The sequence below is a fragment of the Mesorhizobium sp. M0768 genome, assembly GCF_040320195.1.
In the GTDB taxonomy this organism is placed as follows: domain Bacteria; phylum Pseudomonadota; class Alphaproteobacteria; order Rhizobiales; family Rhizobiaceae; genus Mesorhizobium.
The window spans coordinates 1-13,875 of the sequence record NZ_JAMYPD010000014.1; the positions used below are offsets into that span (position 1 = coordinate 1).

General features: G+C 63.4%; 18 protein-coding genes. 9 read left to right on the plus strand and 9 right to left on the minus strand.

Going from position 1 to position 13,875, the window contains the following annotated elements; genetic code table 11:
* Window positions 1-262: 262 nt before the first annotated feature.
* Window positions 263-766, minus strand: a complete 504-nt coding sequence (secB, locus tag NKI08_RS18515; protein ID WP_352453643.1) for a protein-export chaperone SecB — start codon at window positions 764-766, stop codon at window positions 263-265.
* 113 nt (window positions 767-879) lie between these two features.
* On the minus strand, window positions 880-1,371 hold the full coding sequence (locus NKI08_RS18520) for an FxsA family protein (RefSeq protein ID WP_352771329.1): 492 nt from the start codon (window positions 1,369-1,371) through the stop codon (window positions 880-882).
* Window positions 1,372-1,569: 198 nt separating this feature from the next.
* On the opposite strand from NKI08_RS18520, the gene NKI08_RS18525 reads away from it, so the two are divergent.
* From NKI08_RS18525 to NKI08_RS18540, 4 genes are read left to right on the plus strand one after another with little or no spacing between them, the layout of a single operon-like run.
* The gene (locus NKI08_RS18525; RefSeq protein ID WP_352771331.1) at window positions 1,570-2,277 is read left to right on the plus strand and encodes a Tim44/TimA family putative adaptor protein; all 708 of its coding nucleotides are present in this window, start codon (window positions 1,570-1,572) and stop codon (window positions 2,275-2,277) included.
* Between the two features lie 23 nt (window positions 2,278-2,300).
* Window positions 2,301-3,407, plus strand: coding sequence for a murein transglycosylase A (gene mltA / locus NKI08_RS18530; protein WP_352771333.1), 1,107 nt, complete (start codon window positions 2,301-2,303; stop codon window positions 3,405-3,407).
* Window positions 3,404-3,940, plus strand: a complete 537-nt coding sequence (locus NKI08_RS18535; RefSeq protein WP_352473990.1) for a Smr/MutS family protein — start codon at window positions 3,404-3,406, stop codon at window positions 3,938-3,940. Before mltA ends, NKI08_RS18535 begins: the two co-directional genes overlap by 4 nt.
* A gap of 53 nt (window positions 3,941-3,993) precedes the next feature.
* Entirely contained in the window at window positions 3,994-4,362 is a 369-nt protein-coding gene (locus tag NKI08_RS18540; protein ID WP_352473989.1) for a helix-turn-helix domain-containing protein, read from the plus strand.
* A gap of 9 nt (window positions 4,363-4,371) precedes the next feature.
* Here NKI08_RS18540 and NKI08_RS18545 read toward each other — a convergent pair whose 3' ends face one another.
* The 3 genes from NKI08_RS18545 to NKI08_RS18555 all read right to left on the minus strand — a co-directional run bounded on the left by NKI08_RS18545 (window position 4,372) and on the right by NKI08_RS18555 (window position 7,094).
* Window positions 4,372-4,989, minus strand: coding sequence for a transglutaminase-like cysteine peptidase (locus NKI08_RS18545; protein WP_352473987.1), 618 nt, complete (start codon window positions 4,987-4,989; stop codon window positions 4,372-4,374).
* Window positions 4,990-5,201: 212 nt separating this feature from the next.
* Window positions 5,202-6,479: a polyhydroxyalkanoate depolymerase gene (locus tag NKI08_RS18550; RefSeq protein ID WP_352771336.1), complete on the minus strand. Its 1,278-nt coding sequence runs from the start codon at window positions 6,477-6,479 to the stop codon at window positions 5,202-5,204.
* Window positions 6,480-6,734: 255 nt separating this feature from the next.
* On the minus strand, window positions 6,735-7,094 hold the full coding sequence (locus NKI08_RS18555; RefSeq protein WP_352771483.1) for a septal ring lytic transglycosylase RlpA family protein: 360 nt from the start codon (window positions 7,092-7,094) through the stop codon (window positions 6,735-6,737).
* Between the two features lie 305 nt (window positions 7,095-7,399).
* On the opposite strand from NKI08_RS18555, the gene NKI08_RS18560 reads away from it, so the two are divergent.
* Window positions 7,400-7,531, plus strand: coding sequence for a hypothetical protein (locus NKI08_RS18560; RefSeq protein ID WP_352771338.1), 132 nt, complete (start codon window positions 7,400-7,402; stop codon window positions 7,529-7,531).
* A gap of 112 nt (window positions 7,532-7,643) precedes the next feature.
* Here the strand turns inward: NKI08_RS18560 and NKI08_RS18565 are convergent, their stop codons facing one another.
* From NKI08_RS18565 to tauA, 4 genes are all read right to left on the minus strand, one after another.
* Window positions 7,644-7,832 (minus strand): hypothetical protein, encoded by a 189-nt coding sequence (locus NKI08_RS18565; protein WP_352453651.1) that lies wholly within the window; start codon window positions 7,830-7,832, stop codon window positions 7,644-7,646.
* 19 nt (window positions 7,833-7,851) lie between these two features.
* Entirely contained in the window at window positions 7,852-8,715 is an 864-nt protein-coding gene (locus NKI08_RS18570) for an ABC transporter permease subunit (protein WP_352473980.1), read from the minus strand.
* Entirely contained in the window at window positions 8,712-9,485 is a 774-nt protein-coding gene (locus tag NKI08_RS18575) for a taurine ABC transporter ATP-binding protein (protein ID WP_352771340.1), read from the minus strand. The genes NKI08_RS18570 and NKI08_RS18575 overlap by 4 nt, the downstream gene beginning before the upstream one ends.
* Window positions 9,486-9,593: 108 nt before the next feature.
* Window positions 9,594-10,607 (minus strand): taurine ABC transporter substrate-binding protein, encoded by a 1,014-nt coding sequence (tauA, locus tag NKI08_RS18580; RefSeq protein WP_352771342.1) that lies wholly within the window; start codon window positions 10,605-10,607, stop codon window positions 9,594-9,596.
* A gap of 339 nt (window positions 10,608-10,946) precedes the next feature.
* Here tauA and NKI08_RS18585 point away from each other — a divergent pair, with 339 nt between their 5' ends.
* The 4 genes from NKI08_RS18585 (at window position 10,947) to NKI08_RS18600 (ending at window position 13,816) form a co-directional block, all read left to right on the plus strand.
* Complete coding sequence (locus NKI08_RS18585) at window positions 10,947-11,138, plus strand: hypothetical protein (RefSeq protein WP_352458582.1); 192 nt, start codon at window positions 10,947-10,949, stop codon at window positions 11,136-11,138.
* 147 nt (window positions 11,139-11,285) lie between these two features.
* Window positions 11,286-11,738, plus strand: a complete 453-nt coding sequence (locus NKI08_RS18590; RefSeq protein ID WP_023675902.1) for an RrF2 family transcriptional regulator — start codon at window positions 11,286-11,288, stop codon at window positions 11,736-11,738.
* A 49-nt stretch (window positions 11,739-11,787) separates the two neighbouring features.
* On the plus strand, window positions 11,788-13,134 hold the full coding sequence (locus NKI08_RS18595; RefSeq protein WP_352473976.1) for an FAD/NAD(P)-binding protein: 1,347 nt from the start codon (window positions 11,788-11,790) through the stop codon (window positions 13,132-13,134).
* A 328-nt stretch (window positions 13,135-13,462) separates the two neighbouring features.
* Window positions 13,463-13,816 carry a winged helix-turn-helix transcriptional regulator gene (locus NKI08_RS18600; RefSeq protein ID WP_352771345.1) on the plus strand — a complete coding sequence of 118 codons (354 nt, stop codon included), beginning with the start codon at window positions 13,463-13,465 and terminating at the stop codon, window positions 13,814-13,816.
* Window positions 13,817-13,875: the final 59 nt, after the last annotated feature.

The window sequence follows — 13,875 nt, forward strand, 5'->3', positions numbered from 1 at the left end:
AATCGGTGATCGCAACGTCACCACCGTGCCATGGCCGCTCGCCCCTCAGAGCAAGCTCCGTTCTCTCTCCAAAACTTTTTGCAGAACCTTCAGCACACTATCCCTGCGGCGATGAAAGATTGGCGAAGGCTGACGTGAAGTCCGATCTCCCCCCTTGAGGGGGAGATGGCCGGCAGGCCAGAGGGGGGTACTGCCCCGCCGGCGTCTCAAACAAAAAACCCGGCTTCGCGCCGGGTTTTCAAACGCTGCGAGCCAACCAGCCTCAGCTCACCTTGACCTTGGCGGCGGCAGCCTGGTCCTCGGCCAGCTTCTGCTGGAACATCTGCGCGAAATCGATCGGGTCTAGCATCAGCGGCGGGAAGCCGCCGTTGCGTGTTGCCTCGGCAATGATCTGCCGGGCGAACGGGAACAGCAGCCGCGGGCATTCGATGAACAGGATCGGCAGCATGTGCTCCTGTGGGAAGCCGCTGATGGAGAAGACGCCGCCATAGACCAGCTCGACGTTGAACAGCACTTCCTGGTCGAACGACGCTTTTGCGTTCAGCGTCAAATTGACGTCGAACTGCTTGTCCGAAAGCGGGTTGGCGTTGACGTTGACATTGATGGCGATGCCCGGAGCCTTGTCGCGGCCGCGCAACGAGTTCGGTGCGCCGGGGCTTTCGAAGGACAGGTCCTTCACATATTGCGCAAGCACGTTGAGCGAAGGCTGCGCCGCATTTCCATTACCGTTGGCTGCGCCGGTCGGCGCGTCGTCGTTGCTGGCCATAAGCTGTGGTCCTTTTGCCTGGGCAGCGTTGCTGACCGGATTGAAATTCGGGCGTTCGCTATCATGGCCGGCCCGACAAGACAAGTTTGCAAAAGACACCGGTTGCCTTGCAGCTACTCGTCCTTGAGGCGGCGCCAGGGAGAACCCGGTCCGCGCGTATGGTCGTCGGCCCGCGAATAGTCTCCGTCGTCGAGATCGATGGTCTTGCCGCGTTGCCTTGCCCGCAAACCACCGCTGAAATCGGTGGCCAGCACGATGCGGCCTTTCAGCATCCGCCAGGCAAGATCGCGCACCGGCGGCAGGAACAGCAGAAGGCCGAAAATATCCGAGATGAAGCCGGGGATGATCAAAAGGATCGCGGCCAGCACGATCATGGCGCCATGCGCAAGCTGGCCGCTCGGATCACGCCCAGCATCCATTTCGGCACGGATCCTGGCCATCACGCCAAAACCCTGGTGTCGAAGGAGCAAGGCGCCGGCAATGCTCGAGGCCAGCACCAGCCCGACCGTCGCCAGCGCGCCGATCTGGCGGCCGACAATGACGAAACCGGCTATCTCCAGCAGCGGAAGCGCGAGAATGAACAGGGGAAACAGCGAGATACGCAAATCTTGACCGATCGTTTCGATGTTTTGCCGGCCGGCGAGCAATCGCCGCTGGCACCAGAGCTGTTAGATAGGTATGGCTGCCTTTGATTTGAATGATTGCGCCATGCGTTCTATATGCTTTGGATACCGAACGCTATGTGATCGCGGCCCTTGCTTGGCCGCTGGTCCGGCCAAAGCAGGGATTGATTGGCGCAAGATATGGGCTTCTTCGACTTCGGCACGATTTTCTTTCTGATTGCGGCGGTGGTGATCTTCTTCCAGCTGCGCAACGTGCTTGGCCGACGCACGGGCAACGAGCGCCCGCCCTTCGATCCATATACGGCAGCGCGCAAAAACGACAAGGATGCCGCCCAGAAACCCGAGAACGTGGTTTCGCTGCCGCGCAAGCGCCTGACAGGAGAGCCGGCGGCCGACACCTATGTGGCGATCGATGCCTTTGCCAAGCCCGACACCGATCTCAACCGGGGCCTGCGGGCGATCAAGGACAATGATCCGACCTTCGACCCGAAGACCTTCGTCGACGGCGCCAAGATGGCTTATGAGATGATCGTCATGGCCTACGCCGATGGCGACCGCAAAACCTTGAAGAACCTTTTGTCGCGCGAGGTCTATGACGGCTTCGTCTCGGCCATCGGCGACCGTGAGGCGAAAGCCGAAAAGATCCAGTCCTCCTTCGTCGGCATCGACAAGGCCGACATCGTTTCGGCCGAGATGAAGGGCAGCGAGGCCCACATCACGCTGCGCATTGTCAGCGAACTGATTTCGGCGACCCGCGACAAGGCCGGCGCCGTCATCGACGGCGATCCCGAGACCGTCGCCGAGGTCAAGGACGTCTGGACCTTCGCCCGCGACACGCGCTCGCGCGATCCGAACTGGAAGCTCGTCGCCACCGAAGAAGAAGACTGAACTGGACGGCGGCGGAGGCTGTCGTGTCGCTTTCTCGAGCCTTCAGCGAAAAATCCTTTGGCGAATTGCCGGGCTGGGGTGAGGACGACCATCTTGCTGCCTTTGACGCCTTTCGCCGCTCGGCCTTTCATATCCTGAGCAAACCCTACCGCTCCGGCGCGCTCGGCGTCGACTACAATGGCTTTGCCGACGCCTATGCCGAAGCGCGCACCGTTTCGCCGGCGAATCGGTCGCAGGCTCGAAGCTTTTTCGAGCGCCATTTCGTTCCGGCCCGTATCGATGCCGAAGATGGTGGTCCCGGCCTGGTCACCGGCTTTTATGAGCCGGAGGTCGAAGCCTCGCCGGTACGCACGCAACGGTTTTCGGTGCCGTTGCTGGCGCGCCCGGCCGACCTAGTCGACATCGACGACGGCAATCGTCCTTCAGCCTTGGATCCTTATCTCGCCTTTGCTCGTGCGGCGCCGAACGGCCCGGTCGAATATTTCGACCGCGGCGAGATCGAACGCGGCGCGCTTGCCGGAAAAAGGCTGGAAATCGCCTGGCTCGCCGACAAGGTCGACGCCTTCTTCATTCACGTGCAGGGCGCGGCACGCCTCAAGATGACCGACGGCAGGCTTCGCCGCATCACCTATGCCGCCAAATCCGGCCAGCGCTTTACCGGACCGGGCAAGATCTTGAGCGAGGAAGGCGAGATCCCGCGGGAGAAAGTGACGATGCAGTCGATCCGTGCCTGGTTCAAGGCGCATCCGGAACGCGTCGACGAGATCCTTTGGCGCAACCGCTCCTACATCTTCTTCCGCGAGATGGGCGTCGACGACCCAGAGCTCGGCCCGATCGCTGCCGCCAAGGTGGCGCTGACACCCGGCCGCTCGATCGCCGTCGACCGGCTGCTGCATACGTTCGGCACGCCCTTCCATATCGATGCGCCGTCGCTGACCGCTTTCGACGGAAAACCGTTCCGGCGGCTGATGATCGCGCAGGACACCGGCTCGGCGATCACCGGGCCGGCCCGCGGCGATCTGTTTGCCGGGTCGGGCGATGCTGCCGGCGAGATCGCCGGCGTTATCCGCAACGCCGCAGATTTCTATGCGCTGGTCCCCCGGCCGCTGGTTTCAGGAGCAGGCCGATGACCCGGCGCATCGATAGGCTGAGCGAGGACGACCGGGTGCTGTGGAACCTGGTGGCGCACACGGCAAAACCGCTGAAGGGCAGAACCGCCGTCGAAATTCCGCACGTCGGGCCGGAGATCGACGAGACCAGGCAGGCGCCGCCGCCGGCACAGGTCGCGGGCAATGCTGCCACGGCCGCAAAGCCGAAGGCGCAGCATGTCTCCCACGCACTCGACGAACCGACGCTGGACAAGCTGTCGAAGGGCCGGCTGCCGATCGAGGGCCGCGTCGACCTGCATGGCCTGACGCAGGACGAAGCCTATTCGCTGCTGTTTTCCTTTCTGCACCGGGCGCATGCCGGCGGCATCCGCTACGTCCTCGTGATCACCGGCAAGGGCTCTTCGTCGGGCGGCGATGGCGTCTTGCGGCGCGCCGTGCCGTCATGGCTGTCGACACCCGCCTTCCGGCCCCTCGTCTCCAGCCACGACCATGCCGCCCGCAAACATGGCGGCTCGGGTGCGCTCTATATCCGCTTGCGGCGGGCGCGCTCATGAGGAAACGCCGATGAGGGACGCACCTATGAGGATGCACCCATGAAGGTGCGCTTGTGACCCCATTCGGCGAAAAGCTTCGCGTGCTGCGAAACGAGCGCGGCGTCAGCCAGAAGGACATGGCCAAGGCGATCGGCGTCAGCGCAGCCTATCTCTCGGCGCTGGAACACGGCCGCCGCGGTGCGCCGAGCTGGACGCTGATCCAGAAGATCATCGGCTATTTCAACATCATCTGGGACGACGCCGAGGAACTGGCGCGGCTGGCCGAAACCTCGCATCCGCGTGTCAAGCTCGACACGTCGGGCCTTAGCCCGGCGGCGACCGAGCTTGCCAACCTTCTGGCCGACAACATCGAAAAGCTTGACGAAGCCGAGCTTCGCCGCATCATTGCGTCGCTCCGCGCCGCACTGGCACGACCGAAATGAGCTGCCTTGTTACTGGACAGAGCCGACCAGCACCTGCTGGCCGCCGCGGATCGACACCCAGCGGCCGGTATTGTCGATCGCCTGCCGCTTGAGGAAACGATAGCCGGTCTGGTCCCAGGAACGGACCTGGTCGGTCAGATTGTCGAGGATGTAGTCGCCCTTGTCGGTGCGCACCGTCAGCACCGCGTGGCCTTCGCCATCCGGCTTGCGCACGACGGTCATCAGCAGATCGGAAAACGAGACGCCCAGCCGGTTCAGCTCACGGCGCTTTTCCAGGACATAGTCCTCGCAATCGCCGACGCCCTTGTCGGGATAGGCCCAGACCTCGTCCTTGCCGTAGATGTCGAAGTCGCTCTCCGGCTTGACGGCGGCGTTGACCCTTGTCGTGACGCTGAGCAGCTTGCGCCACAGCGAGCCGGTCAGGCTGGCGGGCGACAGATCCTTCGGGCGGATCGAACATTCGGACGCGTAGCTCTTGCAGAAATCATAATGGCCGATCGGCTGCGAGGTCGGGCCACCTGTTATCATCGGGCTGGCTGCCGAGGCCGAACCGGCCCAACCTGCCGCCACAGTAAGTCCGGCCAGCGCACACAGGCGCAGCGTTCTCGCCATTGGTGAGGAAATCATTGTCCCCGCTTGTCCCTTGTTGTTAACGAAACGTTAAGGGGTATTTACAGTCCGTGTCAATTATGAGGATGGATTGATTTTTGCGGCATGGTTACCCGCGTGGCGCCAACGCGACTATTGTGCAACAGGTCGACCGGCCGCACGGCCCCGCCAACCGATGATTTTGGCATTGACCGACCTGATGCGGATTGACGGGCATCATCACTGGTCGCCTATTTCTTGCCGGTCCTGACCAGCTTGGGCTTGACCGCAACACGGTTCTGACGGCCGTAGCTGGTAATGAAGTCGACGATGCGCGGCACGATTTCGGAGCGGAAGCGCGAGCCGTTGAACACACCATAATGGCCGACCGCCGGCTGCATGTAATGGGCGTGCCTGTCGGCCGGGATGTTGATGCACAGGTCGTGCGCAGCCTTGGTCTGGCCGAGGCCGGAGATGTCGTCGTTCTCGCCCTCGACCGTGAACAGGGCGACATTGCGGATCGCCGAAGGGTCGACCGCCACGCCGCGATGCGTCATCGTGCCCTTGGGCAAGGCCTGGCGGACAAACACGGTGTCGACGGTCTGCAGGTAGAATTCCGCCGTCAGATCCATCACCGCCAGATATTCGTCGTAGAACTCGCGGTGCTTCTCGGCATTGTCGCCGTCATGCTTCACCAGATGCATGAAGAAGTCCTTGTGGGCGATGATGTGGCGGTCGAGGTTCATGCTCATGAACCCCGAAAGCTGCAGGAAGCCGGGATAGACCTCGCGGCCGAAGCCCGGCACCGGCCAGGGCGCGCGCATGATGACGTTGCCGCGGAACCAGTCGATGCCCTTTTCCTGCGCCAGCAGATTGACCGCCGTCGGATTGCGGCGCGTGTCGATCGGCCCGCCCATCAGCGTCATCGTCGAGGGCACGAACGGATCACCCTTGGCTTCCATCAGTGCCGCCGCCGCCAGCACCGGCACCGAAGGCTGGCACACCGCCATCACATGGGTGTCGGGACCCAGCGCATGCAGCATGTCGACGATGTAGTCGATATAGTCGTCAAGATCGAAGCTGCCGTCGGCCAGCGGCACCATGCGGGCGTCGACCCAGTCGGTGATATGCACGTCGGCATAGGGCAGCATCGCCTCAACCGTGCCGCGCAGCAGCGTCGCGTAGTGGCCAGACATCGGCGCGACGATCAACAGTTTCGGATCCGGTCGGCGCCCAGCAGGAACCGCCCGCTCGAAACGGACCAGGTTGCAGAACGGCCGCGACCAGACGGTATGTTCGCTGACCTCGACGGTTTTCCAGTCGACCACGGTCTTGGTCAGGCCGAATTGCGGCTTGCCGTAGCGGCGCGTCGTGCGCTCGAACAGTTCGGCCGTTGCCGCAACCGAGCGACCCCAGGACGTGTGTGAGACCGGGTTGAGCGGATTGGAGTAGAACAGGCGCACCGCATCGGCATAGAGGCGCGCCGGCTGCAAGGCGGCGTGGTTCAGTTCGTAGAGCTGGTAGAACATCGAGAACCCCGCTGCCGACTGCGATCGAAGGGCCGACGAGCAGCGCCGAGCCTTGAATGCCTTGCGGGGAAGTTAGCAACAATCTGCTGCGATGCAATACGTCAACTTGCGTGATTTAGGCTCGTTCTTTCGTCCAAGGCGTTGAGAATCCGCCTGGAACGGCAACAGCCGGCTCAATGTGCACCTGCGAAGGCCAGGCAGGCAGCACGGCTATTGGGGACGAGCGTCGGAGGCGGTGTCCGGCCGTGGCGGCCGTTAGATCCGTGCCATGCAGACAGCGGTGTGACCCGAGCTGATGAAGCCAAGCTGACTGGCGGCGCCCTTCGACAGATCGAGCATCCGCCCCTTGATGAACGGGCCGCGGTCGTTGATGCGCACGACGACACTGCGGCCATTGTTGCGATTGGTCACCTTCAGCTTGGTGCCGAACGGCAGGCTGCGATGCGCGGCAGTCAGCGCCGACGGGTTCATGCGTTCGCCGGAAGCGGTTCTGGAATGCAGTGAGTACCAGGACGCACGGCCGCACTGAGCGGCGGCGCTGGCAGTGGATGCGCCGACCATCAGGCCAGCCGCGATCGTGGCCGCGACAAGCGCGGTCTGGTTGCTTTTGTTCATGTGTTGGGGACTGGCTCCGTTGACAGACCCGCAGCGGTTAGGGACGAATGAGGCAGCAAATGCGGCAATGATCTGTCGGTTCCATGGCAATGTTACACGTTTGGAGTCGACGCGAAACAATTTGTCAGAGATTTCCCGCAGCGCGGCACAGCTTCCTTGATGATCTTTTCACCGATCTCCGCATGTCTTGCGCAGGATCAGAGGTTAGCATCTAAGTAGAAGTTGGCGTAATTGGGCTGCTTCTTTTAGCTGTTCCATTTCGGCCGGAATGCGGCTGATGATCGACTTGGAAGGGAGTTCTAGCGATGAGATTGATCAAAAATCTGCTGGCCTTGATTGTGCTCGCCATCGGCGTGCTGTGGTCATTGCAAGGCATCGGTTGGGTCCAGGGCAGCTTCATGACCGGCCAGTCGCAATGGCTTATGCCGGCATCGTGACCGCGCTGGTCGGCCTGGTCGGTCTGGCCTGGGCAAACCGTTCGCGCGGTTGAGCAGGCGTCCATGCTCAGGCGCCCGCCGGAGCAGCACACAGCGGACCCGTGGCGGCCGCTCACCGCGACCAGTACTGCCAGCCCCAGTAGAAACTTTCGTCGCGCGGCGGCAGGCGGTTGCGCTCGGCATCCAGCTGGACCGGCGTCGGCGTTTTGCGTTCGCCGTCAGGCGGCTGTTTGTCTCCGGCCTTGATCAGGCGGAGCCAATGGCCGAAATGCGCAAACAGTACAGCGGTGGAATGGGGCATCGTCACGTCTCCGGTCCGGTTACTCCCGCCCCGCCCACGGGACGAGAACCCGCTCGATCCTGCGGATGATGAATTCGAGCACGAAGGCAATGGCAGCGATCACCAGTATGCCCATCACCACCACGTCGGTGACGAGGAACTGGGCAGCGGACTGGATCATGAATCCAAGCCCGCGCGTCGCGGCCACCAGCTCGGCGGCGACCAGCGTCGACCAGCCGGCGCCGAGCGCGATGCGCAGCCCGGTCAGGATCGAGGGCAGCGCGCTGGGCAGGATGACGTGCCTGATCACCTGGCGCTGCGTGGCGCCAAGCGAGCGCGCTGCATTGATGCGCTCCTGCGAGACGCCGCGAACACCCGATGCCGTCGACAGCGCAACCGGCGCCAGCATGGCAATGGCAATCACCAGGATCTTGGACGGCTCGCCAATGCCGAACCAGATAATGATCAGCGGCAGATAGGCGAGCGGCGGGATCGGCCGCAGGAATTCGAGCAGCGGATCGAAGATGCCGCGCCCGATCGTGCTGATGCCGATAGCCAGCCCGATGGGAACGCCGACGAAAACGGCCGCGACCAGCGCCGCAAACACCCGCCACAGGCTGGCGGCGATATGCTGGAGCAGCGTTGCGTCGACAAAGCCGTCACGGGCGACGACGACAAATTTGTTCCAGACTGCCACAGGCGACGGCAGGAAAACCGGCGACACCAATTGCAGGCGGGCCGATGCCGTCCACGCCGCCAGCATCATCAGAATGGTGATCGCGCTAACCACGCGGGCCGAAACGCGGCTGCGTCTCGGCCGCGGCCGCGACCATGGCACCGACAGCGCGTCGGCTCCGTCGTCGACCTTGCGCTGCGGCCGCTCGGTATAGGAGGTAACGGTCATGCTGCCTCCCCTTCGAAGATCGCGTCGGTCAGCTCGCCGCGCGCTGCGGCGAAGGCGGGATCGGCCTTGATGCTGCGAATGGCCTCGCCGGCTGCATAGCGCCGGCTGAAGCCGGTCTCGAAGCTCCACACCACCCGGCCAGGGCCGGGAGCGAGCACAATGATACGGGTTGCCAGCACCAGGGCTTCCTCGATGCCGTGCGTGACCATCAGCACGCCGACCTGGCTCGCCGTCCACAGATCGAGCAGCGTTGTCTGCATGCGTTCGCGTGTCAGCGCATCGAGCGCGCCCAGCGGCTCGTCGAGCAGCAGGAATTGCGCCTCGGCCGCCAGCGCCCGGGCCAGGCCGACCCGCTGGCGCATGCCGCCGGAAAGCTCCCAGATGCGCTTGTCGCCGGCGCCGTCGAGTTTCACCAGCGCCAGAAGGTCGTCGGCAGTCCGCGCCCGTTCCGCGGCCCTGACACCGCGCAGCCTGAGCGCAAAGGCGACATTTTCCCGCGCGGTCAGCCACGGAAACAGCGCGTCGTTCTGGAACACGACGGCGCGGTCAGAGCCTGGCGCCGTGATCGGCCGGCCGCCAATCGTGGCGCGTCCGCGCACAGGCTCGACCAGGCCCGCAGCGACGTTGAGCAACGAGGTCTTGCCGCAGCCGGAGCGGCCGACCAGGACAACGAAGTCATCCTTGGCGATCTCAATCGACACATTTTCGACCGCCGGCGCCGGCTGACCGTCATAGTGGACCGAGACCTTGTCGAGCACGAGATGCGTCATGGGAACCTCGCCGATATCCCGAATCTGTCTGCCCCGAAGCCGCTCCTCGCAAGCGGTTCGGGGCAGGGAGCACGCGGCGTCAGGGAAGGAGAACCGCGCGCGTTGGCGTCAGTTCGAGGCAAGCGCTTCGCTGACATATTTCGACGATACGTATTCCGAATAATCCGGCAGCACGGCGTCGATCTTGCCCTGCTCCTTGAGGAAGGCCGATGTCGCCTCGACCGCTTTGACCGTGCCGCCACCGAGGAACTTGTCCGAGGCTTGCTCCTCGAGCGTCGGGAAGAAATAGCCCCTCAATAGTTGCGGCACGTCCTCCAGCTTGGCCCCGGTGATCGTGGCGATCTTCGCCGCTTGCGGCGACGTCACCGACCAGGCGTCCGGCTTGGCCAGGAACTCGGCATAGGCCGCGCCCGTCACCTTGACGAAGTCGCGCACCGCTTCCGGGTTCCTTTCGGCGAAATCGGTGCGCACGATCCAGGCGTCGAAGGTCGGCGCGCCCCAGGCGGCGACCTGCGAGGAATCCAGCACGACCTTGCCCGAAGTCTTGATCTGGCCGAGTGCCGGATCCCAGACATAGGCGGCGTCGATGTCGCCGCGCGCCCATGCCGCCGCGATCTCCGGTGGCCGCAAATTGAGAATATCGATCGACTTCGGGTCGACACCCTCATGCTTCAGCGCGGCAAGCAGGCTGTAATGCGTCGTCGAAACGAAGGGCACCGCCACCTTCCTGCCGGCAAGGTCGGCGGCCTTCTCGATGCCGGCGCCGTTGCGGGCGACAAGGGCCTCGGATTCGCCGATCAGCCCGACAATGAAGATTGTCTGGATTGGAAGCTCGCGGCTCGCCGCCGCCGCCAGCGGGCTCGAACCGACATAGCCAATGTCGACCGATCCGGAAGCGATGGCGGCGATCACGTCGGCGCCGGAATCGAATTTCCGCCAGTCGATTGCCGCCTTGGTCGCGCTCTCATAGGCGCCGTCGGCCTGCGGCACCTTCGAGGGCTCGACGACCGTCTGGTAGCCGATAGTGATCTTGAGGTCCTGCGCATCGGCTTGGCCGAGAAAGGCGGCGCCAGCCAAGGCCGCCGAGGACAAGAGAACGATACGTCGCGAAATGGTGGACATGAAACGCTCCTTGGAAACGAGGAAAACCCGGATTGCGTTTCATAGTCATCTAACTCTATCGTTCTTGTAGAGTTAAATCCTTCCAATCGGTGCGGTCTTGTTAGAAAAAGTCATCTGGCTATGGCAGTTCGCGCGCTTCTGGGTGACGGCTCGGGTGAGAACCATCGTCCTTGCCCGGGAACCTCTTCCACGTCGTCCTTGCGCGCAACAAGGATTTTCCCGTTTTCGCCCCTGCATCGGCAAATCCATACTGTGGATAGCCAAGAAATTGGAAACAAGTTCCCTGTGTTCGCGGTTAAGTCTAGTATCCTTATCGACATTGAAGGATTGGAGAGGACGATGAGCGACGCCACCCTCCTTGTTGCCGCGCGCGGCATGCTTTGGCCTTCAAATTCAGGGGCAGAAGCTGCTGTTGGTATTCTCGCCGATCGGGACATTCCTGCCGCCGGCCAGTTTGCCGGTGTGTCATTCGCGGTGGCTCCTGTGCTCGCAAGAGCACAAGCCCCGGCCAAAATGGCCATTGCGGCGTGAAAACGAAGCAAAATCAACGTTTCTCGGCTTGTATATCATGTCACTAGAATTTATCTGTAGTGACAGCTTGGACGCGGCGGGGAGGCACGCCAGGCGTTTCGCAACCGGTGGCCTTGCGCCATCGCATGACAGAGAAACGTGCGGGTTATGCTCACGAAAAAAGGTAAATACGGCCTCAAGGCGCTCGTCCATCTGGCGCGCCTGCCGGTTGGACAGCTCGCCTTCGTCAACGACATCGCCACAGGAAACAATATTCCGAAGAAGTTCCTCGATGCCATCCTTGGCGAATTGCGCAATGCCGGTTTCGTTCAGAGCCGCAAGGGCAAGGAAGGCGGCTACCGGCTGGCACGCCCAGCGGACGAGATCAAGGTCGGCCACGTCGTGCGCGTGCTCGACGGGCCGCTTGCCCCCATTCCTTGCGCCAGCCGCACCCAGTATCAGCGCTGCGAAGACTGCAACGAGGCGACATGCCAAGTCCGACACCTGATGCTGGAGGTCCGGCAGGCCATCGCCGAGGTGCTGGATCAGCGCAGCCTCGCGGAAATGCGCGACATCGCCGGCGACGAGGATTTTTCGGCGGCGTTGAAAATCCAGGCCTGAACCAATCTCTCCTGAGCCGGCGACGATCGCCAGGACAGCTGGTGTGCGCATGACCGGGCGCGCTACGCCAAGTTCGATCATCATTGTCGGCGGCGGCGCCAGCGGTGTCGTGCTTGCCGCTCATCTGCTGAAGTCGCCCAATCCCGATCTACGTGTCAGCCTGATCGAAAAACGCCCGCATTTTGGGCAAGGCATGGCCTATTCAACGCTGCTGTCGGCGCATGTGCTGAATGTCAGCGCGTCGGGCATGAGCGCCTATGCCGACGATCCCGGCAATTTCTCGCGCTGGCTGCTTGAACGCGGCCTGGCAACGCCGGAACAGGCGCCGGTCTATGCGCCGCGCAGCGTCTACGCCCGCTATCTCAAGGAGTTGCTCGACGAGCTCGAGGCGCGTGAGCAGCAGACGGGCCGGCTGCGCTTGATCCGCGAGGAGAGCCTGTCGATCTCGCCGACCGCGTCAGGCGTCGAAGTGGCGCTGGCCAACGGCACCAGCGTGGTTGCGCATCTTGCCGTGCTCGCCACCGGCCACGACGAAGAGCCGGGGGCGGGGCAGGGGCATGCGATCAGGATGGGATCCGAGGCGGACACTGCGCTCGACCCCGAAGCCCGAGTCCTGGTGCTGGGCACCGGCTTGAGCATGGTCGATGCCTTCCTGTCGCTCGAGCAGCGCGGCCACCGCGGCGCGATCGTCGCGGTGTCGCGGCGCGGCCTGCTGCCTTCGCCGCATCGCAAGGGCAATCCGATCAAGCTCGACGTTGCCGACATTCCGCTCGGCACCCAGCTTTCCTATTTCGTCGGCTGGTTCCGCGACCTGATCCGGGAAAACCAGAAGGCCGGCATCGACTGGCGCGACGTCGTCGACGGTCTGAGACCCTTCAACCAGAAGATCTGGCAGAACTGGCCGTCCTCGGCCAAGCGCCGCTTCGTCGAGCACACCAAGGCCTGGTGGGACATCCACCGCCATCGCATGGCGCCGGAAGTCTACGCCCGCGTTGCCGAGGCGGTGCAAGCGGGCCGCATCCGCCTTGTCGCCGGCCGCGTCGTTGAGATCGCCGCCGGCGACGGCTTCAGCCTACAGGTCCAGTCGCGCCACACGCAGCAGCTCGAAAGGTTCGACGTCACCCGCATCTATGATTGCACAGGCATCGCCAGGGACATCTCGACCACCTCGAACAGCGTGGTGCGGTCGCTGGTCGAGCGTGGGCTGGCACGGCCGGATCCGCTGCGCCTCGGCCTCGACGTGACCGCGAACTGCGAGGTCATCGCCGGCGACGGCACGGTATTCGCCAATATCCTCGCCGTCGGTCCACTGACGCGCGGCACCTTCTTCGAAATCGACGCCATTCCCGATATTCGCGTGCAGTGCGCGCGGCTGAGCAAGCGCTTGCTCGGATGAGGCCGCCTCTGTCTTGACGCGATCTCGGATGCAAGACCGCTGTCGCCGGGTGAAAAGATCTCGACCGCATAGCCGCGTTCGGTGAAGGCGAACCAGGGTGCGGGAGCTCGCTCCACCAGAGCCGACCAGCAGCCTGTGGTGGTCGAGACAGCCAGGCGATGACGCCACACGTTTCGGCCGTCTCGCATCGACCGGATTGATGTCGCGCACGCTCGTCTTCGTTCTCCTCCATGGATTTTGTAGTCGGCGAGGCCGTGAGCCGCGACCCTGGCCAGATGGCCGGGCAAATTCTGCTTTCGTCGTCACCGTGCCTTGCCTACCATGGCGCATGACCCAACGCGGAAGACTCTACGGCTGTCCGGTCGAGTTCGCGCTCGACGCGCTCGGGGGCAAATGGAAGACGGTGATCCTGGCGCGCATCAAGGAACAGCCGATGCGCTATTCCGACCTGCGCCGGCTGATTCCCTCACTCTCGGACAAGATGCTGACGCAGCGCCTGGCCGAGCTTGTCGAGATCGGCTTCGTCACGCTCCAGACGTCGCCCGACGGCAAGGGGCGCTACGCCTTGACCGGGCGCGGTGAAGATCTCGCCGCCGCGCTCCAGGCGCTCTACGACTGGGGCAGCGTGCACGGTCGCGCCGAGGGCGTGCGTTTTCGCACCGACAGCGCAGCCACCATCTAGATCAATTCCGGGAAAGGCGCGGAGCGGTTTTCCGTCCGTAATGTGTGAAGACAAAGCGA

Excerpts from the sequence above, each read along its gene's own strand:
- secB (WP_352453643.1), bottom strand. The coding sequence starts at position 766 with ATGGCCAGCAACGACGACGCGCCGACCGGCGCAGCCAACGGTAATGGA.
- NKI08_RS18525 (WP_352771331.1), top strand. The coding sequence starts at position 1,570 with ATGGGCTTCTTCGACTTCGGCACGATTTTCTTTCTGATTGCGGCGGTG.
- NKI08_RS18535 (WP_352473990.1), top strand. The coding sequence starts at position 3,404 with ATGACCCGGCGCATCGATAGGCTGAGCGAGGACGACCGGGTGCTGTGG.
- NKI08_RS18545 (WP_352473987.1), bottom strand. The coding sequence starts at position 4,989 with ATGATTTCCTCACCAATGGCGAGAACGCTGCGCCTGTGTGCGCTGGCC.
- NKI08_RS18550 (WP_352771336.1), bottom strand. The coding sequence starts at position 6,479 with ATGTTCTACCAGCTCTACGAACTGAACCACGCCGCCTTGCAGCCGGCG.
- NKI08_RS18555 (WP_352771483.1), bottom strand. The coding sequence starts at position 7,094 with ATGAACAAAAGCAACCAGACCGCGCTTGTCGCGGCCACGATCGCGGCT.
- NKI08_RS18560 (WP_352771338.1), top strand. The coding sequence starts at position 7,400 with ATGAGATTGATCAAAAATCTGCTGGCCTTGATTGTGCTCGCCATCGGC.
- NKI08_RS18565 (WP_352453651.1), bottom strand. The coding sequence starts at position 7,832 with ATGCCCCATTCCACCGCTGTACTGTTTGCGCATTTCGGCCATTGGCTC.
- NKI08_RS18570 (WP_352473980.1), bottom strand. The coding sequence starts at position 8,715 with ATGACCGTTACCTCCTATACCGAGCGGCCGCAGCGCAAGGTCGACGAC.
- NKI08_RS18575 (WP_352771340.1), bottom strand. The coding sequence starts at position 9,485 with ATGACGCATCTCGTGCTCGACAAGGTCTCGGTCCACTATGACGGTCAG.
- tauA (WP_352771342.1), bottom strand. The coding sequence starts at position 10,607 with ATGTCCACCATTTCGCGACGTATCGTTCTCTTGTCCTCGGCGGCCTTG.
- NKI08_RS18585 (WP_352458582.1), top strand. The coding sequence starts at position 10,947 with ATGAGCGACGCCACCCTCCTTGTTGCCGCGCGCGGCATGCTTTGGCCT.
- NKI08_RS18590 (WP_023675902.1), top strand. The coding sequence starts at position 11,286 with ATGCTCACGAAAAAAGGTAAATACGGCCTCAAGGCGCTCGTCCATCTG.
- NKI08_RS18595 (WP_352473976.1), top strand. The coding sequence starts at position 11,788 with ATGACCGGGCGCGCTACGCCAAGTTCGATCATCATTGTCGGCGGCGGC.
- NKI08_RS18600 (WP_352771345.1), top strand. The coding sequence starts at position 13,463 with ATGACCCAACGCGGAAGACTCTACGGCTGTCCGGTCGAGTTCGCGCTC.